Annotated in this window: 18 protein-coding genes; 12 read left to right on the forward strand and 6 right to left on the reverse strand. The window is 71.1% G+C overall.

The window, feature by feature from the left end; translation table 11 throughout:
• Window positions 1-11 precede the first annotated feature (11 nt).
• The 4 genes from BN1197_RS13790 (at window position 12) to BN1197_RS13805 (ending at window position 6,788) form a co-directional block, all read left to right on the forward strand.
• Window positions 12-4,049 carry a DNA polymerase III subunit alpha gene (locus BN1197_RS13790; RefSeq protein ID WP_082043917.1) on the forward strand — a complete coding sequence of 1,346 codons (4,038 nt, stop codon included), beginning with the start codon at window positions 12-14 and terminating at the stop codon, window positions 4,047-4,049.
• Between the two features lie 103 nt (window positions 4,050-4,152).
• A complete protein-coding gene (locus tag BN1197_RS13795) occupies window positions 4,153-4,926 on the forward strand; it encodes a methyltransferase (protein ID WP_040160653.1) in 774 nt (257 codons plus the stop codon).
• Window positions 4,927-4,971: 45 nt separating this feature from the next.
• Entirely contained in the window at window positions 4,972-6,255 is a 1,284-nt protein-coding gene (gene dinB, locus BN1197_RS13800) for a DNA polymerase IV (RefSeq protein ID WP_052466759.1), read from the forward strand.
• Between the two features lie 131 nt (window positions 6,256-6,386).
• The gene (locus BN1197_RS13805) at window positions 6,387-6,788 is read left to right on the forward strand and encodes a DUF3040 domain-containing protein (RefSeq protein WP_040161352.1); all 402 of its coding nucleotides are present in this window, start codon (window positions 6,387-6,389) and stop codon (window positions 6,786-6,788) included.
• Here the strand turns inward: BN1197_RS13805 and BN1197_RS13810 are convergent.
• From BN1197_RS13810 to BN1197_RS13820, 3 genes are all read right to left on the reverse strand, one after another.
• Window positions 6,782-7,246 (reverse strand): hypothetical protein, encoded by a 465-nt coding sequence (locus BN1197_RS13810; protein WP_040160655.1) that lies wholly within the window; start codon window positions 7,244-7,246, stop codon window positions 6,782-6,784. The two genes, BN1197_RS13805 and BN1197_RS13810, sit on opposite strands and share 7 nt — an antisense overlap.
• A gap of 97 nt (window positions 7,247-7,343) precedes the next feature.
• On the reverse strand, window positions 7,344-7,865 hold the full coding sequence (locus tag BN1197_RS13815) for a DUF456 domain-containing protein (RefSeq protein ID WP_040160657.1): 522 nt from the start codon (window positions 7,863-7,865) through the stop codon (window positions 7,344-7,346).
• Window positions 7,866-8,000: 135 nt separating this feature from the next.
• Window positions 8,001-8,207 carry a DUF7455 domain-containing protein gene (locus BN1197_RS13820; RefSeq protein WP_040160659.1) on the reverse strand — a complete coding sequence of 69 codons (207 nt, stop codon included), beginning with the start codon at window positions 8,205-8,207 and terminating at the stop codon, window positions 8,001-8,003.
• Between BN1197_RS13820 and BN1197_RS17885 the strand changes: the two genes are divergently transcribed.
• The 3 genes from BN1197_RS17885 (at window position 8,195) to BN1197_RS13835 (ending at window position 12,221) form a co-directional block, all read left to right on the forward strand.
• Window positions 8,195-8,536 carry a hypothetical protein gene (locus BN1197_RS17885; protein WP_245851948.1) on the forward strand — a complete coding sequence of 114 codons (342 nt, stop codon included), beginning with the start codon at window positions 8,195-8,197 and terminating at the stop codon, window positions 8,534-8,536. The two genes, BN1197_RS13820 and BN1197_RS17885, sit on opposite strands and share 13 nt — an antisense overlap.
• Entirely contained in the window at window positions 8,533-10,641 is a 2,109-nt protein-coding gene (locus BN1197_RS13830; protein ID WP_040160663.1) for a DNA gyrase/topoisomerase IV subunit B, read from the forward strand. The genes BN1197_RS17885 and BN1197_RS13830 overlap by 4 nt, the downstream gene beginning before the upstream one ends.
• Window positions 10,642-10,745: 104 nt before the next feature.
• Entirely contained in the window at window positions 10,746-12,221 is a 1,476-nt protein-coding gene (locus BN1197_RS13835) for an APC family permease (protein ID WP_040160665.1), read from the forward strand.
• Window position 12,222: 1 nt separating this feature from the next.
• Here BN1197_RS13835 and BN1197_RS13840 read toward each other — a convergent pair whose 3' ends face one another.
• Both BN1197_RS13840 and BN1197_RS13845 read right to left on the reverse strand, forming a co-directional pair.
• Complete coding sequence (locus tag BN1197_RS13840; RefSeq protein WP_082043918.1) at window positions 12,223-13,215, reverse strand: ferredoxin family protein; 993 nt, start codon at window positions 13,213-13,215, stop codon at window positions 12,223-12,225.
• Window positions 13,212-14,189: a sugar-binding transcriptional regulator gene (locus BN1197_RS13845; RefSeq protein ID WP_040160667.1), complete on the reverse strand. Its 978-nt coding sequence runs from the start codon at window positions 14,187-14,189 to the stop codon at window positions 13,212-13,214. Before BN1197_RS13845 ends, BN1197_RS13840 begins: the two co-directional genes overlap by 4 nt.
• Window positions 14,190-14,353: 164 nt before the next feature.
• Here BN1197_RS13845 and BN1197_RS13850 point away from each other — a divergent pair, with 164 nt between their 5' ends.
• The 5 genes from BN1197_RS13850 (at window position 14,354) to BN1197_RS13870 (ending at window position 21,165) form a co-directional block, all read left to right on the forward strand.
• The gene (locus tag BN1197_RS13850) at window positions 14,354-16,141 is read left to right on the forward strand and encodes a glycerol-3-phosphate dehydrogenase/oxidase (protein WP_052466761.1); all 1,788 of its coding nucleotides are present in this window, start codon (window positions 14,354-14,356) and stop codon (window positions 16,139-16,141) included.
• Between the two features lie 139 nt (window positions 16,142-16,280).
• A complete protein-coding gene (locus BN1197_RS13855) occupies window positions 16,281-17,048 on the forward strand; it encodes an MIP/aquaporin family protein (RefSeq protein WP_281253133.1) in 768 nt (255 codons plus the stop codon).
• Between the two features lie 46 nt (window positions 17,049-17,094).
• Window positions 17,095-18,630 carry a glycerol kinase GlpK gene (gene glpK, locus BN1197_RS13860; protein ID WP_040160669.1) on the forward strand — a complete coding sequence of 512 codons (1,536 nt, stop codon included), beginning with the start codon at window positions 17,095-17,097 and terminating at the stop codon, window positions 18,628-18,630.
• A gap of 73 nt (window positions 18,631-18,703) precedes the next feature.
• A complete protein-coding gene (argE, locus tag BN1197_RS13865; protein ID WP_040160671.1) occupies window positions 18,704-19,900 on the forward strand; it encodes an acetylornithine deacetylase in 1,197 nt (398 codons plus the stop codon).
• Entirely contained in the window at window positions 19,897-21,165 is a 1,269-nt protein-coding gene (locus BN1197_RS13870) for an MFS transporter (protein WP_052466762.1), read from the forward strand. Before argE ends, BN1197_RS13870 begins: the two co-directional genes overlap by 4 nt.
• A gap of 46 nt (window positions 21,166-21,211) precedes the next feature.
• On the opposite strand, the gene BN1197_RS13875 is transcribed toward BN1197_RS13870, so the two are convergent.
• Entirely contained in the window at window positions 21,212-23,947 is a 2,736-nt protein-coding gene (locus tag BN1197_RS13875) for a DNA gyrase/topoisomerase IV subunit A (protein ID WP_040160673.1), read from the reverse strand.
• Between the last annotated feature and the right edge of the window lie 64 nt (window positions 23,948-24,011).

The following is a 24,011-nucleotide window of genomic DNA, read 5'->3' on the forward strand; positions in this document are numbered from 1 at the left end:
GGGGAACAGAGATGGCGGCAGCGACGAGCGGCATCGGCGCTCGGGGAGCCGAGGACGCGGGGCCCGCGACGCGAACGGGGGGCGCACCCTCCGTGGCGGGCGCGTCGTTCGCGCACCTGCACGTCGCCTCGAGTTTCTCGATGCGCTACGGCGCCTCATCACCGGGTGCTCTCGTCGAGGCCGCGGCGGCCGCGGGGCAGGGCATCCTCGCGCTCACCGATCGCGACGGGCTGTACGGCGCGGTCAGATTCGTGCGAGCCGCGGACGAGGCGGGCATCGACCCCGTCCTGGGCGTCGACCTCGCCGTCGAGCACGACGGTCACCCCGGCGAGGATGCCGACGCGATCCGACGACGATCGCGCATGTCGCCTTCCGTCCCGACCCGGTCCTCGGCGCCGCGGACCCCGGTGCGTGGCGGAGAGCTCGTCGACGACCGGGCGCCGCGAGTCGTCGTCCTCGCCCGCGGGGCGGGGGCGGGGATCGGCCCGGGCATGGGCTGGGCGGCCCTGTGCCGTCTCGTCACCGCGGCCCACCTGCGACCCGACCTTCCCGGCGGCGGAGAACGCGGGCGGCCGCGGGTGACACCGCGCCTCCTCGCCGAGGCGGTCCTCACCCGGGAGGCCGGTTCCTGGGCCTCCGCCTCGTCCGCGGCGGCCGCGCCGCTCACGGGCGAGACGGCCGAGACGGCCGGCGCGCCGTCGCCGCTGCTCGTGCTCGTGGGCCCCGATTCCGACGTCGGCCGGGTGATTCTCGATCGCCCCGACCGTGCCCGCGAGCTGCTGCTGCGGTGGAAGACGCTGCTCGGTGACGCACTCGTCGTCGAGCTCACCTGCCACGACGCGCCGCCCGGGCAGATCCGCAGTGCGTCCCAGTCCCGCCGTCTGTGGCGACTCGCGAACGACGTGGGGGTGCCGTGCGTCCTCACCGGCGCGGTGCGGCACGTGACGCCCGAGGGCGCGGTCACCGTCGACGTACTCGACGCGGCGCGGCGGCTCACGATCCTCGACGAGCGCCACCTCGACCGGGTGAGCACGGCCGGGCACCTCGCGGCGGCCCCGCGCATGGCGGCGATCGCCGAGCGCATCACCGGAAGCCCCCGGGACGCGCGGATGCTGCTCGACGTCACCGTCGCCGTCGCGCGCGAATGCGTGCAGCATCCACGACGCGACATCGGGCTCGGTTCGATCCACCTGCCCGAGGCCGACGTGCTCGGGCTCGCACCGGGGGAGGACCCGCAGCAGGTGCTCGCGCACCGGTGCCGCGGAGCCCTCGCCACCCGGTACCCGCACGCGGGCGAGGCCGAGCTGCGTCGCATCACCGACCGCCTCGACGACGAGCTCGGCGTCGTCGCCTCCCTCGGCTACGCGACGTACTTCCTCACGGTCGCGCTCGTCTGCGACCTCATTCGCGACGCCGGGGTGCGGGTGGCCGCCCGCGGCTCCGGGGCGGGCAGCCTCGTCAACCACCTGCTCGGCATCAGCGGCATCGACCCGATCCGGCACGACCTGCTCATGGAGCGGTTCTGCACCCCGCTGCGGGCGCAACTGCCCGACATCGACATCGACATCGAATCGGCCCGCCGCACCGAGATGTACGAGCGCATCCTCAATCACTTCGGCGGCGAACGGGTCACGTGCGTCTCGATGATGGAGACCTACCGGGTGCGCCACGCCATCCGCGACGTCGGTTCGGCGCTCGGTCTTCCGGCCGTCGAGGTCGACGTCATCGCCAAGGCCTTTCCCCACATCCGTGCCCGCGACGCCCGCTCGGCCATCGCCGAGCTGCCCGAGCTCTCCGGCATGGGGCTTACCGCGCCCCGCATGGAGGTGCTCTTCGAACTCGTCGAGCGTCTCGACGGCCTGCCGCGTCACATCGCACTGCACCCGTGCGGGGTGGTGCTCTCCGGCCTCGGGTTGCTGGACCGCACTCCGGTCGAGGCGAGTTGGCTCGGGTTTCCGATGAGCCAGTTCGACAAGGACGACGTCGAGGCCCTCGGCCTGCTCAAGCTCGACGTGCTCGGCATCCGCATGCAGTCGGCGATGGCGTACGCCGTCGACGAGATCGCCCGCGTCGAGCGGGTCCACGTCGACCTCGACGACCGCTCCTGCGTGCCGCTCGACGACGAGGCGACGTTCGAGCTCGTGCGTTCCACCCGCACCCTCGGCTGCTTCCAGATCGAGAGCCCCGGCCAGCGAGAGCTCGTCGGCAAGTTCGGCCCCGAGACCTTCGACGACCTCATCATCGACATCTCGCTGTTCCGGCCCGGGCCGGTGAAGTCCGACATGATCTCCCCGTTCCTGCGCGCCCGGCAGGGGTGGAGCGAGCCCGAGTACCTCCACCCGAGCCTCGAGCCGGCGCTCGCCGAGACGTGCGGGGTCGTGGTCTACCACGAGCAGGTGCTGCGCATCGTCGCAGTGACCACGGGCGTGAGTCTCGCCGAGGCCGACGAGGTACGCCGTGCCCTGGGCAGCATCGCCGGACGTGACCAGGTCGAGACGTGGTGGCGTGAGAAGGCCACCGCCCGCGGCTACTCGGCGCAGGATCGAGACCGCATTTGGGAGGTGCTCGCCGCGTTCGCGAGCTTCGGGTTCTGCAAGGCGCACGCCGCGGCGTTCGCGCTACCCACCTACCAGAGCGCCTGGCTCAAGGCCCATCACCCCGCGGCGTTCCTCGCCGGCGTCCTCACCCACGACCCCGGCATGTACCCCAAGCGCCTCATCCTCGACGACGCCCGTACACACGGCATCCCCGTGCTCGGTCTCGACGCCAACGCCTCCGGCGACACCTATCGGATCGAGCGGGTGGGAGGTGCCACCGGTACGGGCGGTCTCGACGAGGACGTGAGGAAGGAGGGGGAGAACGACGACGAAAGCGAGAACGACGAGAGCGACGACGACGAGAACGGCGACGAGAGCGACGACCCGCCCGTGTTCGGCATCCGCGTGAGCCTGGCCGACGTCAAGGGCATCTCGGCGGAGGAGGTCTCGCGCATCGTCGCCGGTCAGCCCTATTCGGGTCTCGAGGATCTCGCGCGGCGGGCGCGGCCGAACCAGGCGGTGCTCGAACGGCTCGTCCTCGCCGGGGCGTTCGACGACCTCTACGGCATCGACGTCGCCTCCCGCGCCGGCCTCGGCCGGCGGGGTTCGATCACGCGGCGCGACCTGCTGCTCCACGTCGCCGAACTCGACCGCTGGAACCGCGCGGCCGAACGGGGGAGTGGCCGCGCCCGGCGCGGTCGCGCGGCAGAGACCCCGTCCGCCGACGTGCGCTCGCGGGCGGCGGCCCAGTCCCGCGGGGCGGCGCCGGCCCAGGACGCCGAAGCGCGCACGGTGCAGCTCGCCCTCGACATGGGGCCGGTGCTCACTCCCGCGACCGGGCTGCCCGAGCTCGACGCCGCCGAGCGGGTGCAGGCCGAGCTCGACGTGCTCGGGCTCGACGTCAGCGCCCACGTGCTCGAGCCGTACGAACCGATGTTCGCCGACCTCGGCGTCGTGCGGGCTCGTGACCTGCGCGAGGTTCGCACCCGCAGTGACATCCTCGTGGCCGGGGTCAAGGTCGCGACCCAGACCCCGCCCGTGCGTTCGGGCCGCCGGGTCGTGTTCGCCACCCTCGACGACTCCACCGGCCCCGTCGACGCGACGTTCTTCGAAGACGTCCAGGGCGACTACGCGATGACGGTGTTCCACCACTGGCTGTTGCTCGTGCGGGGAGTGACCCGGCGTACCGGGCCACGCGGGGTGTCGCTGCGTGCCACGGCGGCCTTCGACCTCACCGAGGTGTGGGAGGCATGGTCGGCCGGCGGGGTCGAGGCGGCGCGGGCGGTCATGACCCCGCTCACCGTCGCGGGTGCAGCGGGTGCGCCGGAGGCACGGCCCCGCCCGCGGCGGGTGCTGCGACACCCCTCGGGGTTCACCCAGTCGCCGTACGCCGACATCGCCCCGGCGGGGGGCTCGGTGCGCTCCGGGCACGATCTCGCCGCCGTGGCCGGGGCCCGGCGCACCCCCTCGCGCAAGCTGTGGCACGCCAGCCCGGGCAGCGCCGGGCGATGAGGACCCGACGCTCTAGAGTGGGGCCACGACCCACAGCGGGGCCCACAGCAGGGACGCGACCCACGGTGGGCCTCGACCGATACCGCCGCACCGGAGGACCCGCATGCCCGAGGACCAGCGCATCCGTCGGACGGGTGTCGACTCGTCGATCCGCACCGCCGCCGTGTGGCAGGTCGTCGCGGCCTCGACCGGGCGACAGCAGCAGCAGCTGGGTCGCCCGTTGCGCGTGCTCGACCTCGGTGGCGGCAGTGGCGGGTTCGCGGTTCCCCTCGCCGAGGCGGGCCACGACGTCGTCGTCGTCGACCCCAGCCCCGATGCGCTCGCCTCGCTCGACCGGCGCGCCGGCGAGGCCGGCGTCGGCGAGCGTGTGCGGGGCTTCCAGGGTGACTCGAACACTCTCGGCGAGGCCGTCGCCGAGCCCGTCGACCTCGTCTGCTGCCACGGCGTACTCGAGTACGTCGACGACCCGAGCGCGACGATCGCGGCCCTGCGCGACGCCCTCGCACCCGGTGGCGTCGTCAGCCTCCTCGTCGCCCAGCGCCTCGCGGCCGTACTCTCCCGCGCGCTCGCCGGCCAGTTCGACGCGGCCCGCACGGCGCTCGTCTCGACCGACGGGCGCTGGGGCCCGACCGACCCGCTGCCGCGCCGGTTCGACGTCGAGGAGATCCACGAACGCCTCGTCGCGAGCGGCCTCACCCCGGTCTCGACCCAGGGCGTGCGGGTGTTCACCGACCTCGTCCCCTCGGCCTATCTCGACTCCGAGGCCGACCGAGCGAGTCTGCTCGCCCTCGAACAGGCCGTCGCCGAGCGTCAGGCCGCGGCGTTCCTCGGCCGTCTCGGTGCGGGTCTGCACGTCCTCGCGGTCCGCGCCGACTGACCACTCGCGCCGGCACCTCGCACGACCCGCCCAGGGGGTGATCCCATGAGCCGTCGCCGGTTCGCCCGCCCCGAGCAGCCGGAGCACCTCGACGACACCGGGTGCACGATCCTCCACGTCGACATGGACGCCTTCTACGCCTCCGCGACCCTGCTCTCCCACCCCGACCTCGTCGGCACCCCGGTGATCATCGGGGGCGGCAACCGCGGAGTCGTCCTCTCGGCGACGTACGAGGCCCGTGAGTTCGGGGTCACCTCGGCCATGCCGATGTCGAGGGCCCGCCGACTGTGCCCTCAGGCGACCGTCCTGCCGCCCGAGCACGGGCTGTACTCCCGCATCTCGGGCGCGGTGATGGCGACGTTCCGTCAGATCACGCCCTACGTCGAGCCCCTCTCGCTCGACGAGGCGTTCCTCGACGTCTCCGGCGCGGTGCGCCGGCTCGGCTCACCCGCGACGATCGCCGCCGCGATCCGCGACACCGTCGCCGACGAGCAGGGCATCACCTGCTCGGTCGGGGTCGCGCCCACGAAGTTCGTCGCCAAGCTCGCCTCCGGCCTCGCCAAACCCGACGGGATGGTCGTCGTGCCCGTCGAGCACGTCGTCCCCTTCGTCCAACAGCTCCCGGTCGGCGCCCTGTGGGGGGTGGGGGATCGCACCGAGGAGCAGCTCGTCCGCCTCGGCCTCACCACCGTCGCCGACATCGCCCACACCCCCGTCGCGACCCTGCGCAAGGCGCTGGGGGAGCACGGTGCCGCCCTGCACGACCTCGCCTGGGGACGAGATCCTCGCAAGGTCACCCCCACTCGCACCGAGAAGAGCATCGGGGCCGACGAGACCTTCGCCGCCGACATCGACGATCCCCGCGAGATCCATCGGCGTCTGCTCGGGCTCTCCCTCAAGGTCGGCGGCCGCACCCGGGACGCCGGGATGACCGGACGCACCGTGACGATCCGCGTGCGGTTCTCCGACTTCACGACGATCACCAGGTCACGCACCCTGCGCGAGAGCACCGACGTCGGCCGCGACATCTACCTCGCGGCCAAGGACCTGTTCGACGCCCTCGGTCTGCAACGTGCCCGCATCCGCCTCGTCGGGGTGCGCCTCGAAGGGCTCACCGACGTCTCGGCCACCCCCGTTCAGGGGCTGCTCGACGAGCCCGAACACGGCTGGCGCGACGCCGACCTCGCGATGGACCGAGCACGGGCCAGGTTCGGCGTCGGGGCCGTCCGCCCCGCCTCGCTCGTCGGCCCGCAGACCTCCCGCGACGGGCCCTCTTCAGAGGGCCGACCGCTCGACTTACCAGGACCCCCGATGGGGCCGTACTCTTGATCTCATCGGTGAATTGCAGTCTGGCCGATCCACCGATGCCAGGAACTTTCCGAGGTGCGGCGGCGTTGTCCACAGTGACCTCGGCCCCTGTTCCGTTCCTCGATGGGCCGTCCTGGATGAAGGAGGTCACGGTGCCACTGTCCGAGCACGAGCAGAAGCTGCTCGAGCAAATGGAGCGCGCGCTCTACGCCGAAGACCCGAAGTTCGCCTCGCAGATGAAGGGGAAGCGCCGCGGGGGCCCGCCGCGCAAGCGCCTCATCACGGGCCTGTGCATCGCGCTCGTCGGCCTCGCCCTCATCGTCGCCGGGGTCAGCCAGAAGCTCATCTGGCTCGGGGGCGCCGGGTTCGCCGTCATGGTCGCCGGGGTCGCCTGGGCCTTCGGGGCGGGCGGCCGCACCCTCACCGACACCTCGACCGGCCGCAGCCGTCGCACCGGTCGCGGCCGTACTCCGAAGACGCGGGGAGGCTCCTCGAGCTTCATGCAGCGTATGGAGAACCGCTGGGACGAGCGCAAACGCGGCGACGCCTACTGACCGAGGCCGACCCGACACCTACCTCGGATCCCCCGTCTCCTCGAGCGAGGCGGGGGATCCGCCGTCTCGCCGGGACACACGCCCACGGCGGGCTCGATGCGGTAGAGAGGAAGACGGCCGACTGCGCGGCGCGTGTTCTGCCGCTGGTCGATGCCGAGGCCGAGACGACGGTCGTGATCGACGATGCCCTCCGCCGGACTCGGGCCTAGCCTCATCCAGTCCGACGTCGGGGCGCCCGCCTGACGGCACGGCCACCGGCGCACGCGGGTCGACTGCCGCGGAATCCCCGCGTGCCCGCCGGCGACCTTCATCAGGTAGACGGGCCCGAGCCACCTCTGCCGTTCGCGGCCGGACGCGACGAGGTCGAGGACGCTCAGCCCCGCGGCGAGCACGTTCGCCACCGGCCTTCGGAGGGGCGAGTCCGGCAGCAGCGTCTCCAGCGCCGTGGTCGCCACCACGGCCGAGGTATACCTCGCGGCGGTGACGCGTAGGTCGCCCTGGCCGGTCAGGGGGTTGAGGTCGATCCACTCCTCGGGCGGCGTGTGCCGACGGCGCTCAGACCGCCGGGGAGGGCACGGCGTCGAGGCTGCCGCTGAGCACGAGGGAGGCGCCGATGGCGAAGACGATGCCGATCATCAACGCGGTCGTGAGCTCGATGCCGTAGCTGATCGCGGCGGCCTTGAGGGCGTGGATCGCCGAGGGCCAGGCGGCCTCCGCCGAGCGCAGGCGGGCGTACTCCGCGCCGAACACGCCGAGCACGAAGCCGATGGGCAGGCCGAGCGGGGGCAGGAGGAACAGGCCGACGACGCCGGCGACCGCACCGATGAGCAGGGTGCGTCCGGGAACTCCGAACGCCTGCATCCGCCGCGTGGGCACGATGTACTGCAGGGTCCAGCCGGCGGCCGCGAGGGCGAGGGCGATGACGAGCACCCCCCAGGCGATCGCGTGCTGCGCCACGAGCGCCCACACGACGACGGCCGCCACGACGAGGAGCAGGCCGGGCAGCACGGGGACGATGATTCCCACCAGGCCCACGGCGATGGCGAGTCCGGCGATGACGGTGGCGGCGATGAGCACGATGGCACCCTACCCGCACGGGCTCGCGTCCATGGTGCGTGCACGGACGACGAGAAGCCCCCGGCGGACATGCGAGCGGGCCGCCCCTCACCAGGAGGAGCGGCCCGCCGACGGGGTCTTCGTGGTCGATACGACTCAGGCCGTGGCGTCGTCGAGAAGCCGGTCGGATTCGTCGACGATCTCGGTGGCGACGTCTGCCAGCTTGGGCAGGTGGGCGCGACCGTGGTGTGCGCAGAACAGGAGTTCTCCGCCCGATTCGAGGCGGGCACGAATGTAGGCCTGAGCGCCGCAGCGGTCGCAACGGTCGGCCGTGGTCAGGCTAGGGGCCAGTGCAGCTGTCACGTCAAGCCTTCCTTGTCATGGTCGGGCGCCGGTGGCGCGGGCTGTTGTCGCCTGCTTCAACAGTGAAGCATGCGGAGTTGTTCCCCACCCTTCGGGCCCTCGAACTGCGGCTCTGCGAGGCGTACGGTCACCACCGCGGTGAGGCCGGCGAGGATGTCGGCCTTGTCGACCTTGTCGCCACCGACCTTGAGGCGGCGCCCCTCGATCCCCGTCGGGACACCGGCCCGTTCGCCCTCGTCGGCGAGCCTGTCGAGGGGTTGTCGGTGGCGGCGGATACCCTCACCACCGGCTGCAGAACGGCCGGGAACGAGCAGGAGGAACGTCGTTGAGCACTGGCGAGTCGTACACCGCGCGGCACCTTCAGGTCCTCGAGGGCCTGGAGGCGGTCCGCAAGCGTCCCGGCATGTACGTCGGGTCCACCGACGGCCGTGGGCTCATGCACTGCCTGTGGGAGATCATCGACAACGCCGTCGACGAGGCGCTCGCCGGCGTGTGCTCGCGTATCGAGGTCGTGCTCCACGCCGACGGCTCGGTGGAGGTGCGCGACGACGGCCGCGGCATCCCGGTCGACGTCGAACCACGCACCGGCCTGTCGGGGCTGGAAGTCGTGTTCACCAAGCTCCACGCCGGTGGAAAGTTCGGTGGGGGCTCCTACATGGCCTCCGGCGGGCTGCACGGTGTGGGCGCGAGCGTCGTCAACGCGCTGTCCTCGCGCCTCGACGTCGAGGTCGATCGAGGTGGCAAGACCCACCGACTCACGTTCCACCGCGGTGAGCCCGGCCGGTTCGAGGACGGGCCGCAGGGCCCGTCGCCGGAGTCCACGTTCACGCCGTTCGTCGAGCGCGGCGAGCTCGACGTCGTCGGCAAGGTCAAGCGCGGGGTCACGGGCACGCGGGTCCGGTACTGGGCCGACCGCCAGATCTTCCTGCGCAACGCCGACTTCTCCTACGACGAGCTCGTCTCACGGGCGCGACAGACGGCGTTCCTCGTGCCGGGGCTCACCATCGTCGTGCGCGACGAGCGCGGTCTGCCCGAGACCCCGGGGGCCGAGGACCCGCACGAGGAGGTCTTCCGCTACGAAGGCGGCATTGCGGAGTTCACCGACTTCCTCGCCGCCGACCCGCCGGTCACCGACGTGTGGCGTCTGCAGGGGCAGGGGTCGTTCACCGAGACCGTGCCGGTGCTCGACGAGCGCGGTCACATGACCGCGACCGACGTCGAGCGCACGTGCGAGGTCGACATCGCCCTGCGGTGGGGCACGGGGTACGACGCCAAGGTCGTCTCGTTCGTCAACATCATCGCCACGCCCAAGGGCGGCACCCACTACACCGGGTTCGAACAGGCGCTGCTCAAGGTGTTCCGCAAGCAGCTCGAAGAGAACTCGCGCCGCCTCAAGGTCGGTGGCGACAAGGTCGACAAGGCCGACATCCTCGCCGGCCTCACCGCGGTGGTGACCGTACGCCTCGCAGAGCCGCAGTTCGAGGGCCAGACCAAGGAGGTGCTCGGCACCTCGGCCGTGCGCCAGGTGGTCTCGAGCGTCACCGAACGCGAGCTCACCGCCGTGCTCACCTCCACCAAACGCGACCTCAAGACGCAGTCGACGACGCTGCTCGAGAAGGTCGTCGCCGAGATGAAGACCCGTATCTCGGCTCGCCAGCACCGAGAGAACCAGCGCACCAAGAACGCGCTCGAGAGTTCCTCGATGCCGAGCAAGCTGTACGACTGCCGCAGCAACGACCAGGACCGCACCGAGCTGTTCATCGTCGAGGGCGACAGCGCCATGGGCACGGCCAAGGCCGCGCGGCGCTCGGAGTTCCAGGCGCTGCTGCCCATCCGCGGCAAGATCCTCAACGTGCAGAAGGCCAGCGTGGCCGACATGCTCAAGAACACGGAGTGCGCTTCGATCATCCAGGTGATCGGCGCGGGCTCGGGGCGCACGTTCGACCTCGCGGCGGCCCGCTACGGCAAGGTCATCATCATGACCGACGCCGACGTCGACGGGGCGCACATCCGCACGCTGCTGCTCACCCTGTTCTTCCGCTACATGCGGCCCCTCGTCGCCGCCGGCCGGGTGTACGCCGCCGTGCCGCCCCTGCACCGCATCGAGGTGCTCGGCTCGGGGGCTCGCAAGAGCGAACTCGTCTACACGTACAACGAGAACGAGTTGCGCCGCACCATCGCCTCGCTCGCCAAGAAGGGCCGCCGCTACAAGGAGCCGATCCAGCGGTATAAGGGTCTCGGGGAGATGGACGCCGCGCAGTTGCGCGAGACGACGATGGACCCGCGGCTGCGCACCCTGCGCCGGGTCACCCTCGCCGACGCCGAACGGGCCGAGCGCACGTTCGACCTCCTCATGGGCAGCGAGGTCGCCCCCCGCAAGGACTTCCTCGTCGACGCCGCCGACTACCTCGATCGTGAACGAATCGACGCGTGATGAAGCCCCGTGAGGCGGCAGGGCGCTGATAGCGTCGCATCTCGGGCAGATCGTCCGCCTGGCATATCCCGCCGTTGCACATCATCGAGAACACTGGGGTTTCCATGAGCGACACCGACGACGTCAACGCCGCCTACGGAGGTGCGGACCCGGCCGAGGCCGGGGATGGCCGAGGCGGTGAGCCCGGGCTCGTCCGCCGCATCGGGCCGGGTCTGCTGCTGCTGTTCATCGTCGGCGACATCCTCGGCACCGGCGTCTACGCGCTCACCGGCAAGGTCGCCAAGGAGGTCGGCGGGGCCGTCTGGCTGCCGTTCCTGCTGGCGTTCGGTGTCGCGTTCCTCACCGCGATGAGCTATCTGGAGCTCGTCACCAAGTACCCCAAGGCGGGTGGCGCCGCGGTGTACGTGCACCGGGCCTTCGGCGTCCATTTCGTCACGTTCCTCGTCGCGTTCACGGTGATGTGCTCGGGCCTGACCTCGGCGGGCAGCGCGGCCAAGGCGTTCGCGGGCAACCTCGCCTCCGCGGCCGGGTGGTCGCCCGACGGGGCCGACCTGCTCAAGCTCGCGGTGGCCGTGGGCTTCGTGCTGCTCGTCGCGATCATCAACCTGCGGGGTGTGAGCGAGAGCGTCAAGGTCAACGTCGTGCTCACGTGCGTCGAGCTCTCGGGCCTGCTCATCATCATCGCCATCGGCGTCATTGCCCTCTCCGGCGGCAAGGGCGACGTGTCCACCCTCAGCCACATCGAGATTCCCGAGGGGGAGAGCGCGTTCAGTGCCGTCACGGCGGCCACCGCGCTCGCGTTCTTCGCGATGGTCGGGTTCGAGGACTCGGTCAACATGGCCGAGGAGACCAAGAACCCGGCGCGCATCTTTCCCAAGATCATGCTGACCGGGCTCACGATCACCGGCGTGGTCTACGTGCTCGTCGCGATCACCTCGGTGACGCTCGTGCCGGTCGCCGAGCTCGGTGAGGGTGAGACCCCGCTGCTCAAGGTCGTCGAGGCAGGTGCGCCGGCGTTCCCCATCGGCATCTTCGCGATCATCACGATGTTCGCCGTGGCCAACACCGCGCTCATCAACATGCTCATGGCGTCGCGTCTGCTGTACGGCATGGCCCACGAGGGCGTGCTGCCGCGTGGGCTCGGCAAGGTTCTCTCGAGCCGGCGCACGCCGTGGGTGGCCATCATCTTCACGACGATCCTCGCCATCGGGCTCGTGTGGTTCGCCGACCTCAAGGCCCTCGGCGGCACGACGTCGCTGCTCCTGCTCGTGGTGTTCACGGTGGTCAACGTCGCCGTGCTCGTCCTGCGCAAGGACAAGGTCGAGCACGAGCACTTCAAGTGCCCGACGATCGTCTCGGTGCTCGGCGCGCTCACGGCCGGGTTCCTCGCCAGCCCGTTCAGCGGGCGGGAGACCCAGGACTACGTCGTCGGCGGGGTGCTACTCGTCATCGGCGTCGTGCTCTGGGGCATCACGCGGGCGTTCGGCATCGGTCGCGACGACACCCCCGACAGCGTCACCAAGCTGCGTCTGCAGCAGGAGGAGCTCAAGCGGCTGCGCGAGGGTCGTCCGTACTCCTGATCTACGTCATCGCCGCGAGCGTCACGCGCCAGCTCTCAGCGGGCACCGCGGCCGTGACGCAGGAGTTCTTGCGCAGGGTGCTCGCGTCGTACTCCTTGACGACCCGCATGAGCCATTCGCGGCCGTCGCGACGCGAGACGGCGATGGTCATCGGGTCGCTCGGCTCCGGGCCGGAGGTGACGACCCAGGAGGTCAGGCCGAGGACGTCGGTCTCCTCGACGGCGAACCGGATCGCGGCGTCGGCCGCCTGACACGGCGGCGAGAGGTGCGACAGGCCCCGCTGGTGTTGCGGTTGGAGGAGTTCGGGCGGGAGTTCGGCCCGCGCGGTGGCGTCGACCGCGGCCACGGCGAGATCCGTGGTGAGGCGGGCGAGCGTGGCGCCGGTGGGCAGAGCGACGGCGGTGGCGGCGAACCGGTGACCGCCGGTGTGCGTGCACTCCCAGACCCGGTCGGGGCGCAGCGTGGCGGCCTCGAGCGCGACGGGTCGTCCGAGCACGGCGCAACACGCGTCCCGTCGGGCGTTGGTGCAGACGAGCAGCACGGAGTCCACGTCTCGGTGCAGGGCCGGGATCGCCGCGATCACCGGTTCGGGGTCGGCCTCGTTCAGCAGCTCGAAGGGCAGGTCGAGCACGACCGCCGGATCCTCGATGTCGGCCGTGAGCAGCCACGGCGCACCTGCGGGCATGCCGCCGGAGACGTAGAGCCGACGTCGCTCGGGCACGTCCTCGGCGAGCCGGTGGTCGTCGGGCCGCCGGATGAGCAGGGCGCGGCCGCCGGCGGCGGCGCAGGACCGCTCGAGGGCGCGGCCGATCGCGGGATCGAGGCGGGACTCGGTGAGCGCCTTGTGCCCCCAGGGGCCGCGTTGTTCGAGCGCCACCCAGAACGTCGCGGGCGCGGCGGTACCCCAGGCGGGTTCGGCGGCACCCGCCCACATCCCCGCGCACGAGGTAGGAGCGGGTGCGCGGTGACGGATGCGGGGGCGGCGCTCGCTCATCCCGTCAGCCTAGCCGCGGCGCGAGGGTGGCTGTCGAGGTGCCGGACCAGTGCCGCCGCGGTCGGGGTGTCGACGACGAGGTCGGTGATCGCCCGTGATCGCACCACGCCGACGAGCGCCGGAACCTTGGCGGGCCCGCTGACGGCGCACACCCGGCGGGGGAGCTCGCGCAGCTGTTCGGGGGTGGGGCCGCTCGCACGCTCGTTGAGGGCGATGTCGGCGTGGGTGCCGTCCTCGCGGACGAACACGGTGCACACGTCGCCGACGACCTCCTGCTCGCGCAGTTCTCGCAGGTCGGCATCGGTGAGGTAGTGGGCGGCGTAGACGTGGGACGGCAGTTCGGCGGTGAGGCTGCCGACGCCGAACAGCGCGACGTCGAGACGACGCTGCAGCTCGAGGATCCGTCGGACCGACGTCTCGCGCCACAGCAGGCGCCGCACCTCCGGGTCGTCGAAGAACGCCGGGGTCGGGAACTGGTGGGCGTGCGCATCGTAGGCGGCGGCCGCCCGGGTGAGGATGTCTCCCGCGTACGTGATGCCGCTGCTCCAGCTGCTCGCGGCCCCGTTGAGCTGGACGACGGTGGCCTCGCGCAGCGGCTTGGCCTGCAGGTGGTCGACGACCGCGGAGGTCGTCGTGCCCCAGGCGATCCCGAGGGAGTGGCCGTCGTCCATGAGCGAGCTCACGAGGTGGCCGGCCGTGCGGGCGACCGCCTCGAGGCGGGCCCTGGGCGCGGCGCCCGGCCGCACGTCGACGACGTGGCACGTGACGCCGAGCCGGTCGAGGTGTCGTCGCAGCTCGGCGGGGGCACGTCCGAGGCTGCGCACCGTGATCTGGACGACGCCCTGGGATCGGGCCTCGTCGAGCATCCGGGAGACCGTGGATCGGGAGACCCCCAACCGTCGACCGATGGCGGTCATCGTCTCTCGCCGCACGTAATAGGCGTGGGCGACGTCGACGAGATCGCTTTCGTTCACGGGTCAGGAGTCTAGGTGCACGTTCGTGCACACAGGATGCACGCATGGCCGTCAGGCGCCAGAGTGGGGAGTGGCGGGGCCGAGAAGCGGTGCACACCAGGGCCGGACCGCGGCCGCCGCCGGCCGCTCCGGCCGAGAGGACCTCGACTTTCAGGAGGACGACCATGGCGCACGATCGACTGAACCGCTCCCAGCGGGAGGAGTCCCTGGAACGGATGAGCAGGGAGAAGGTGGATGTCCTCGTCGTCGGCGGCGGCGTCACCGGAGCCGGCATCGCGCTCGACGCCGCCGGCCGCGGTCTCGACGTCGCGCTCGTCGAGGCTCAGGACTGGGGCGCCGGCACCTCGAGCCGTTCGAGCAAGCTCGTCCACGGCGGCCTGCGCTACCTGCAGATGCTCGACTTCAAGCTCGTCGCTGAGGCACTGGTCGAACGTGGCCTCCTGCTCGACCGGCTCGCGCCCCACCTCGTGCGCGCCGTGCCGTTCCTCTACCCCCTCGAGCACCAGTGGGAGCGTCCGTACGTCGCTGCCGGCGTCGGCCTCTACGACATCCTCGCGACGGTGGGCACCGAGAATCGCGCCGTGCCGACGCATCGTCACCTCGGGCGTCCGGGCATGGCGAAGGCCTTCCCCGGCATCAGGTCGGACGTCGCCGTCGGGGCGATCAAGTACTACGACGGCCAGGTCGACGACGCCCGTCTCGTGCTCGGGCTCGTGCGGACGGCCGTCTCCTACGGCGCGGCCGCCGCCAGTCACACCGAGGTGCTGGAGCTCACCAAGGACGTCTCCGGCCGGGTGGACGGCGCGCGCGTCCGCGACGCGATCTCGGGCGAGGAGTTCCACATCCGCGCCGGCACCGTGGTCGCCGCCGCCGGCGTGTGGACGGAACGCACCCAGCAGCTCGCCGGCACCGACGGCGGCCTCAAGGTGCTCGCCTCCAAGGGCATCCACATCGTCGTCCCTCGGGATCGCATCGACGGGACGACCGGGATCATCCTGCAGACCAAGACCTCGGTGCTGTTCATCATCCCCTGGTCGCGGTACTGGGTCATCGGCACGACCGACACCGCCTACCACGAGGACCTCGTGCACCCCGTCGCGACGGTCGAGGACATCGACTACGTCATCGGCCAGGCGAACCGCATCCTGCGTGACCCCCTCACCCCCGACGACGTCATCGGCACGTGGGCGGGGCTGCGTCCGCTGCTCCAGCCGAAGACCGAGGGCGGCGGCTCCTCGAAGGTCTCCCGAGAGCACACCGTGATGGAGTCGACCCCGGGTCTCGTGTCGATCGCCGGCGGCAAGCTGACGACCTACCGGGTCATGGCCAAGGACGCCGTCGACTTCGTGCTCGGCGACGAGGAGGCGAAGAAGCGGCCGTCGCTGTCGCACAAGACCCCCCTCATCGGCGCGGTCGGGTTCGCGGCCTTCGCGACCCGCGCCGACGGCATCGGCGAGAAGTACGGCTGGGACCGGTTCCGCATGGCGCACCTGCTGCACCGCTACGGATCCAGCCTCCCCGAGCTGCTCGAGCTCGTCGACGCCCGCCCCGAGCTCGCGCGTCCCCTGCCCGGAGCCGACGCCTACATCGGCGCCGAGATCGTCTACGGCATCACCCACGAGGGCGCGCTGCACCTCTCCGACCTCATGGTGACGCGTACTCGACTCACCTACGAGGTCCGCGGTCACGCACTCGACGCGATCGACGAGATCGCCGCCCTCGCGGCCGCCGAGCTGGGCTGGGACGAGACGACCACCCGAAGCGAGATCGGCGCCTACCGCGACCGGTGCGAGGCCGAGGACGCCGCCGCGCGCCGCCACGACGACGCCTCCGCCTCGGCCGTCCGCGGCCGCGCTGGCGATCTCGTCGACGTCCTGCTCACGGACTCGAACGCCCCGCAGGAGAGCGCGACCGAGACCGATCCGCGCACACCGGGGGAGGCCAAGCGCTAGGCCTCATCCTCGACCCGGCGCGCACGACCTCCTCGGCCTGCACGACGTCCTCGACGTGTTCGGGGGGGACGTCCGCGCGTCCGGTCGCTCCACCCCTCGATCGTCGTCCGGGCCGTCCCCGGCTACGAAAGGAACCACCGTGACCGTGCTCGCCAACGCCGCCGCAGCACCTCCCGGGCTCGGAGACGTCTTCGTCTCCGAGGTCCTCGGCACCGCCGTCCTCATCCTCCTGGGCGGGGGCGTCTGTGCCGCCGTCACCCTGCCGCGTTCGAAGGCGCAGAACAGCGGCTGGATCGTCATCGCGTTCGGCTGGGGTCTGGCCGTCTACTGCGGAGTGTGGGTCGCGTGGCTCTCCGGGGCCCACCTCAACCCGGCCGTGACGATCGGGCTGCTCGCGAAGGGCGCCGCCGAGTACGCCCCGATGGTGCCGATCACGCCGGCGAGCACGCTCACCTACCTGGCCGGGCAGATGCTCGGCGGCTTCCTCGGCGCGGTCGCGTGCTTCCTCGTCTACAAGAAACACTTCGACGAGCCCACCGAGCCGGGCGTGAAGCTCGGCGTGTTCAGCACGGGCCCGGCGATCCGCTCCTACGGGTGGAACCTGCTCACCGAGATCGTCGCCACGTTCGTGCTCGTCTACGTGATCCTCGCGTTCGGACAGACCCCCACGCAGCTCGGCCCGCTCGCGGTCGCCTTGCTCGTCGTCGCGATCGGCCTCTCGCTCGGCGGCCCGACCGGGTACGCCATCAACCCCGCTCGTGACCTCCCGCCCCGCATCGCCCACGCCGTGCTGCCCATCAAGGGCAAGGGTGACAGCGACTGGGCCTACGCCTGGGTGCCGATCGTCGGCCCCCTCGTCGGCGGCGCACTCGCCGGACTCGCCGCCGCCGTCCTCATCCCGGCCTGACCACCTCAGCCCTTCCTCACGACGACGTGACCCAAGGAGCCCCACCATGAGCACGACCGACAAGAAGTACGTCCTCGCCATCGACCAGGGCACGACGAGCTCTCGCGTGATCCTCTTCACCCACGAGGGAACGATCCACTCCACCGGCCAGCTCGAACACGAGCAGATCTTTCCCCGAGCGGGGTGGATCGAGCACGATCCCGAGGAGATCTGGACGAACATCCGCCAGGCCACGGCCCGGTGCCTCGCGCAGGGCGAGGCGAACAGGGACATGATCGCGGCGGTCGGCATCACCAACCAGCGTGAGACGGCAGTCGTGTGGGACAAGTCGACCGGTGAGCCGGTCTACAACGCGATCGTCTGGCAGGACACCCGCACCCAGAAGATCTGCGATGAGCTCGCGGGCGACGAGGGCCCGGACCGCTACAAGGACATCTGCGGCCTGCCGCTCGCGACGTACTTCTCCGCGCCCAAGGTCAAGTGGATCCTCGACAACGTCGACGGCGCGCGCGAACGGGCCGAGAACGGCGACCTGCTGTTCGGCACCACCGACACCTGGGTGCTGTGGAACCTCACCGGCGGCACCGACGGCGGCGTCCACGTCACCGACGTCACCAACGCCTCCCGCACGATGCTCATGAACGTGCGCACGCTTTCCTGGGACGAGTCGATCTGCGCCGACATGGGCATCCCGATGTCGATGTTGCCCGAGATCAAGAGCTCTTCGGAGGTCTACGGCACCGGCCGCTCCCGCGGGCTGCTCACCGGTGTGCCGATCGCGGGCGACCTCGGCGACCAGCAGGCCGCGACCTTCGGGCAGGCGTGCTTCGAGAAGGGGATGGCCAAGAACACGTACGGCACCGGCAACTTCATGCTCATCAACACCGGTGAGGAGGCGGTGACGAGCGAGAACGGCCTGCTCACGACCGTGGCGTACAAGATCGGCGACGCCGATGCCGTCTACGCGCTCGAAGGGTCGATCGCCGTCACCGGCTCGCTCGTGCAGTGGCTGCGCGACAACCTCGGTCTCATCTCCAGCGCCCCCGAGATCGAGCGCCTCGCGGCGACCGTCGACGACAACGGTGGCGCGTACTTCGTGCCGGCGTTCTCAGGGCTGTTCGCCCCGCACTGGCGCTCGGACGCACGCGGGGCGCTCGTCGGGCTCACCCGGTACGTCAACAAGGGCCACATCGCCCGAGCGGCCTTGGAGGCCACCGCGTTCCAGACCCGCGAGGTCATGGACGCGATGATCGCCGACGCCGCGAGTGAGGGCGTCGAGCTCTCCGAGCTCAAGGTCGACGGGGGGATGACGGCCAACGACGAACTCATGCAGTTCCAGGCCGACATCCTCGGTGTGCCGGTCGTGCGACCGAAGGTGGCGGAAACGACCGCGCTCGGTGCGGCGTACGCGGCGGGGATCGCCGTCGGGTTCTGGGAGGGGGAGCAGGACGTCACCGACAACTGGGCCGAGGGCAAGCGATGGGAGCCTCGGATGGAGGAGGGCGAGCGCGACCGGCTCCTGCGCAACTGGAAGAAGGCCGTGACCAAGACGCTGGACTGGGTGGACGAGGACACCGACTGACACCGACTGAGCCCCGACGTGCCGGGGTGGACGTGAGCCGGCGTTGTCGGTGCCGGCTGCAAGAATCGCCGGCATGACCGAAACCCCTTCCACCGATGCCCTGCCCGCCTCCTGGCCCTGGCTCGAGAAGCTCGTCGGGATCGACACGACGAGCCGCGACTCCAACCTCCCCCTGATCGAGCTCGTCGCCGAGCGCGTGCGTGGGCTCGGCCTCGAGCCGCAGATCTTCCACGACGACGGGGGCACGAAGGCCAACCTCATCGTCACGGTGCCGGCCGCGGACGGCTCGCGCAGCGGCGGCGTGATGCTCTCGGGTCACACCGACGTCGTGCCCGTCGACGGCCAGAAGTGGCAGTCCGACCCGTTCACCGCCACCGTGCGCGACGGCCGCGTCTACGGCCGTGGAACGTGCGACATGAAGGCGTTCTCCGCGGTGGCGCTGACGCTGCTGCCGCAGTTCGTCGAGGCCGAGCTCGCCCAGCCGCTGCACCTCGCGCTGTCGTACGACGAGGAGGTCGGCTGCCTCGGGGGAGCGCAGATCGTCAAGCAGATCGCCGATCTGGGCCTCGCCCCGAGGCTGTGCGTCGTCGGCGAGCCGACGACGATGCAGGTCATCCGCGCTCACAAGTCGATCAACGTCCTGCGCATCGTCTTCACCGGTGTCGCGGCCCACTCCTCGCTCACCCCTCAGGGCGTCAACGCCATCGAGTACGCCGCGCGCTTCGTCACCACCGCCCGCCGGATGGCCGACGACTGGCGCGAGAACGGGCCGTTCGACGAGGCGTACCCGGTGCCGTACACGACGATGAGCGTCAACCGGATCGACGGCGGCATCGCGCAGAACACCGTGCCCGACCGGTGCGTCGTCGAGATGGAGTTCCGCTCCATCGCCGCCGTCGAACCCACCGACGTCGTCGACCGGCTCCGCACGACCGTGGACGATCTGCGCGCCAGCATGCAGGCGGAGAACCCCGCTGCCGACGCCGAGCTCGAGATCCTCGCGATGGTGCCGGGGCTCGACACCCCGGCCGACGCCGCCGCGATCGGCGATGTGGCGGCCTGGGGCGGCGTGCCGTCTGAGGGCAAGGTCACGTACGGCACGGAGGCCGGCCAGTTCTCGGGCTCCGGCATCGAGACCGTCGTCTGCGGTCCGGGTGACATCGCGCAGGCCCACGCGGCCGACGAGTACGTCGAACTCGCCCAGATCGAGGAGTGCGAGGCCTTCATGAGCCGGCTCCTCGCGCACCTGTCGCAGGGCGGTGAGGCGTGAGCGCCGCCCCGGCCTTGAGACCGGACGAGCGTGCCCGCGCCCGCAAGGCGGTGTTCGCCGCCTCCCTGGGAAACGCGCTCGAATGGTTCGACATCATCGTCTACGCCTTCATGGCGCCGGTCATCAGCAAGTTGTTCTTTCCCGAACTCGAGGACCCGATCGGGCTCATCATCACGTTCGGCCTCTTCGGGGTCTCCTACCTGATCCGCCCTCTCGGCGCGATCGTCATCGGCAACCACGGTGACCGGCACGGGCGCAAGGCAGCGCTGACGTTGACCATCGCGCTCATGACGCTCGGCGTCGCGCTCATGGCCTTCGCCCCGACGTACGCGACGATCGGCGTGGCGGCCCCGCTGCTCATCGTCGTCTCGCGCCTCATCCAGGGATTCTCCGCGGGCGGCGAGTTCGGATCGGCGACGGCGTTCATGACCGAGAACGCGGCCGAGCACAAGGCGTTCTACGCCTCGTGGCAGGTGGCCACCCAGGGCGCGTCGATGTTCATGGCGGCCTCCGCGGGGTTCCTGCTCAACACCCTCGTCGACCCGGTCACCCTCCACGCGTGGGCGTGGCGCCTCCCGTTCATCTTCGGGTTGCTCATCGGCCCGGTGGGTCTGTGGATCCGCATGAGCATGGACGACACCCCGGAGTTCGCCTCGGCCGAGAAGGCGGCATCCCCTCTCGGTGAGACGTTCGCCCGGCATCTGCCTCGTGTGCTCACCGCCGCCGCCTGCGTCGGCGTGGCCACGATGAGCGTGTACCTCATCACGTACCTGCCCACCTTCGCGCAGAAGAACCTCGGCCTGCCGCCGTGGAGCGGGTACGCCGGAGCGGCGGTGGCCGGCCTCATCGCGCTCGTCGGTTCACCCTTCGTCGGCGCGCTCGCCGACCGCGTCGGGCAGTCGATCATCATGCTCGTGGCCGCCGTCGTGGGGCTCGTCGTGGCCTGGCCCATGTTCGCCGTGCTGACCGCCGCGCCGTCGGTGAGCGCGCTCATCGTGGTCGAGGTCGTCCTCGGAGTTCTCATGGCCGCGTACTTCGCGCCCTTGCCGTCGCTGCTCGCCGAGATGTTCCCGGTCCGCATCCGCACCACCGGCATGTCGCTCGCCTACAACATCGGCGTCACCCTGCTCGGCGGCTTCGCACCGTCGGTGCTGGCCTGGCTCGTCACCTACAGCCTGCAGGCGCCGAGCCTGTACTACATGGCGGTGGCCGTGCTGTCGATCGGCGGCCTCCTGCTCGCCCGGCGCCTCTACGTGGTGCGCTGAGCGATCGAGGCCTCGGGCACGGCCGGCGGCGTCGTGCCCGAGGCGCTCACTCCTCGCCGGTCTGGACGACGTCGTCGAGCGAGTCGGGGTCGTAGTCGTCGCGGTCGACCTGCGGCCGGGGGCGCGGGGTCGACGCCTCGTCGAAGCCCGGCAGCACGTCTCCGGCCGCGAGCCCGGTGACCCGACCGGCCACACGACGGTCGGCGGGGGAGCCGCTCGCCGTGGCGGGCGCGTCTGCGGCGTCGTTGACGCCCCTGGAGGCGCCTCCCTCACCTGACGTGTCTGACGCATCCCCTGCGGTGTCGGTCGCGCCCGTCCACATCGCCGTCGCGCTGCCTGGGGCGAGGCCGGCGATGACGCCGGGTGCGGCGACGCCCGAGCCGTCGCGGCGGCCGAACTCCGTCGGCAGCGTGAGGGCCTTGCCCGTCTTGCCCGCCGCTCGGATCGGGAGGGCACCGACGTACGCGCCGAGCAGCACGTCCTCGCCGCGGATGAACCGGTGCGCCCGCACCCCACCGGTGGCACGGCCCTTGCCGGGGTATTCCGAGAGCGGGGTGACCTTGACGCTGCCGGCCTGGTTCGCGCTGCCACCGGCCGAGCCGGCGACGGTGACGACGACGTTCCCGGCATCGGTGGGGTCGTAGGCGCCGAAGTGGACGACCCGGGCCTTCGCACCGAGCTTGACACCCGCGACTCCGCCGGCCGGGCGGCCCTGCGGGCGCACCTTGTCGGCGCCGAAGTGGAGCAGTTGCGCATCCGAGGTGACGAACACGAGTTCCTCGGTGCCCGTGGCGAGCTCACGCGCGCCGACGACCGCATCACCCGGTTTGAGGGTGATGACCTCGAACTCGTCCCGACCCGCCGGGTACTCCGGCACGACGCGCTTGACGACGCCGTGAGCCGTGCCGAGCGCCACGCCCGGACGAGCCGCGGCCTGCTCGTCGAGGCCGATGATCGTCACCGGCTCCTCGTTCTTGGCGAAGTCGACGTACACCGACGCCGGCGTGCCGCCCGCGAGGGTGGCGGCACCGTTCGTCGGGGGCAGAGTGGGCAGCTCGAGCACCGAGAGCCGCACGACGCGGCCGGTGGAGGTGAGGAGTCCGACCTCCCCGCGCGCGGTCGTCGGCACGGCGGCGGCGACGTCGTCGTGCTTGGCCCGGGGAGCGTCCGCGGCGAAGCTGCTGCGGTCGCTCGTGCGGGCGAGCAGGCCGGTCGAGGAGAGCAGCACGAAGCACGGGTCGTCGCCGACCTCCAGGGGAGTGGCCGCCGAGGTCGTCTTCTCGCCCGAGGACTCGAGCAGCACGGTGCGCCGCGGGGTTCCGAGCTCCTGGGCGACCTCGGCGAGTTCCTCGGAGGTCACGCTCCGCAGAACGGCATCGTCGCCGAGGATGCGGCGCAGCATCTCGATGCGCTCGGTGAGCTCGTCGCGTTCGCGCTCGAGCTCGAGCCGGCTGAACTTGGTGAGGCGGCGCAACTGCAGGTCGAGGATGTAGGTGGCCTGGGCCTCGGAGAGGTCGAAGACGTCCATGAGCCGCGCCCGCGCGGTGGTCGCGTCGTCGGAGCCGCGGATGAGCTGGATGACCTCGTCGATGTCGAGGATGGCGATGAGCAGGCCCTCGACGAGGTGCAGCCGTTCGAGGGCGCGGTCGAGGCGGTATTGGGTGCGGCGGCGCACGACGTCGAGACGGAACTCGACGTACACGCTGAGCATCTCCTTGAGCCCGAGCGTGCGCGGCTGCCCTTCGACGAGCGCGACGTTGTTGATGCCGAAGGAGTCCTCCAGCGGGGTGAGCTTGTACAGCTTCTCGAGCACGGCCTCGGGGTTGAACCCGTTCTTGAGCTCGATGACGAGGTGCAGCCCGTGTTCGCCGTCGGTGAGGTCGACGAGGTCGTGGATGCCCTGCAGCTTCTTGGCCTGCACGAGCTCCTTGATCTTGGTCGTGACCTTCTCGGGTCCGACGAGGTAGGGCAGTTCGGTGACGACGATGCCCTTGCGGCGTGGGGTGACGTTCTCGATGCGCACGGTCGCGCGGGTGCGAAAGCTGCCGCGGCCGGAGGCGTAGGCGTCGCGGATGCCGTCGAGGCCGATGATCCGACCGCCACCGGGCAGGTCGGGGCCCGGCACGAACCGCATGAGGTCGTCGAGGGTCGCATCGGGGTGGTCGAGCAGGTGCCGTGCCGCACCGACGACCTCGACGAGGTTGTGCGGTGCCATGTTCGTCGCCATACCGACCGCGATGCCGCTCGCGCCGTTGACGAGCAGATTCGGGTACGCCGCGGGCAGGACTCCTGGCTGGAGGAGTTGGTCGTCGTAGTTGGGGACGAAGTCGACCGTGTCCTCGTCGAGCCCGGCCACCATGGGCAGGGCCGCCGGGCTCATCCGCGCCTCGGTGTAGCGGGCCGCCGCCGGGCCGTCGTCGAGCGAGCCGAAGTTGCCGTGGCCGTCGATGAGCGGCAGGCGCATCGTGAACGGCTGGGCGAGGCGCACGAGGGCGTCGTAGATCGCCGAATCTCCGTGCGGGTGGTACTTGCCCATGACCTCACCGACGATGCGGCTGGACTTCACGTGACCACGGTCGGGACGCAGCCCGAGCTCGCGCATGCCGTAGAGGATGCGGCGCTGCACGGGCTTGAGACCGTCACGGGCGTCGGGCAGGGCGCGGGAGTAGATGACCGAGTAGGCGTATTCGAGGAACGCGCCCTCCATCTCGTCCTGCACGTCGATGTCGACGATGTTCTCCTCGAAGTCCTCGTCGAGGAGCGACGGCTCCTTGCGCGCCACGCGGCGGCCTCCTTGATCTGCTGGGCTGCACTCGACCGCTCATCATTGCGCACCGGTCCACATG

The organism is Mobilicoccus massiliensis (assembly GCF_000826525.2).
Lineage (GTDB): Bacteria > Actinomycetota > Actinomycetes > Actinomycetales > Dermatophilaceae > Mobilicoccus > Mobilicoccus massiliensis.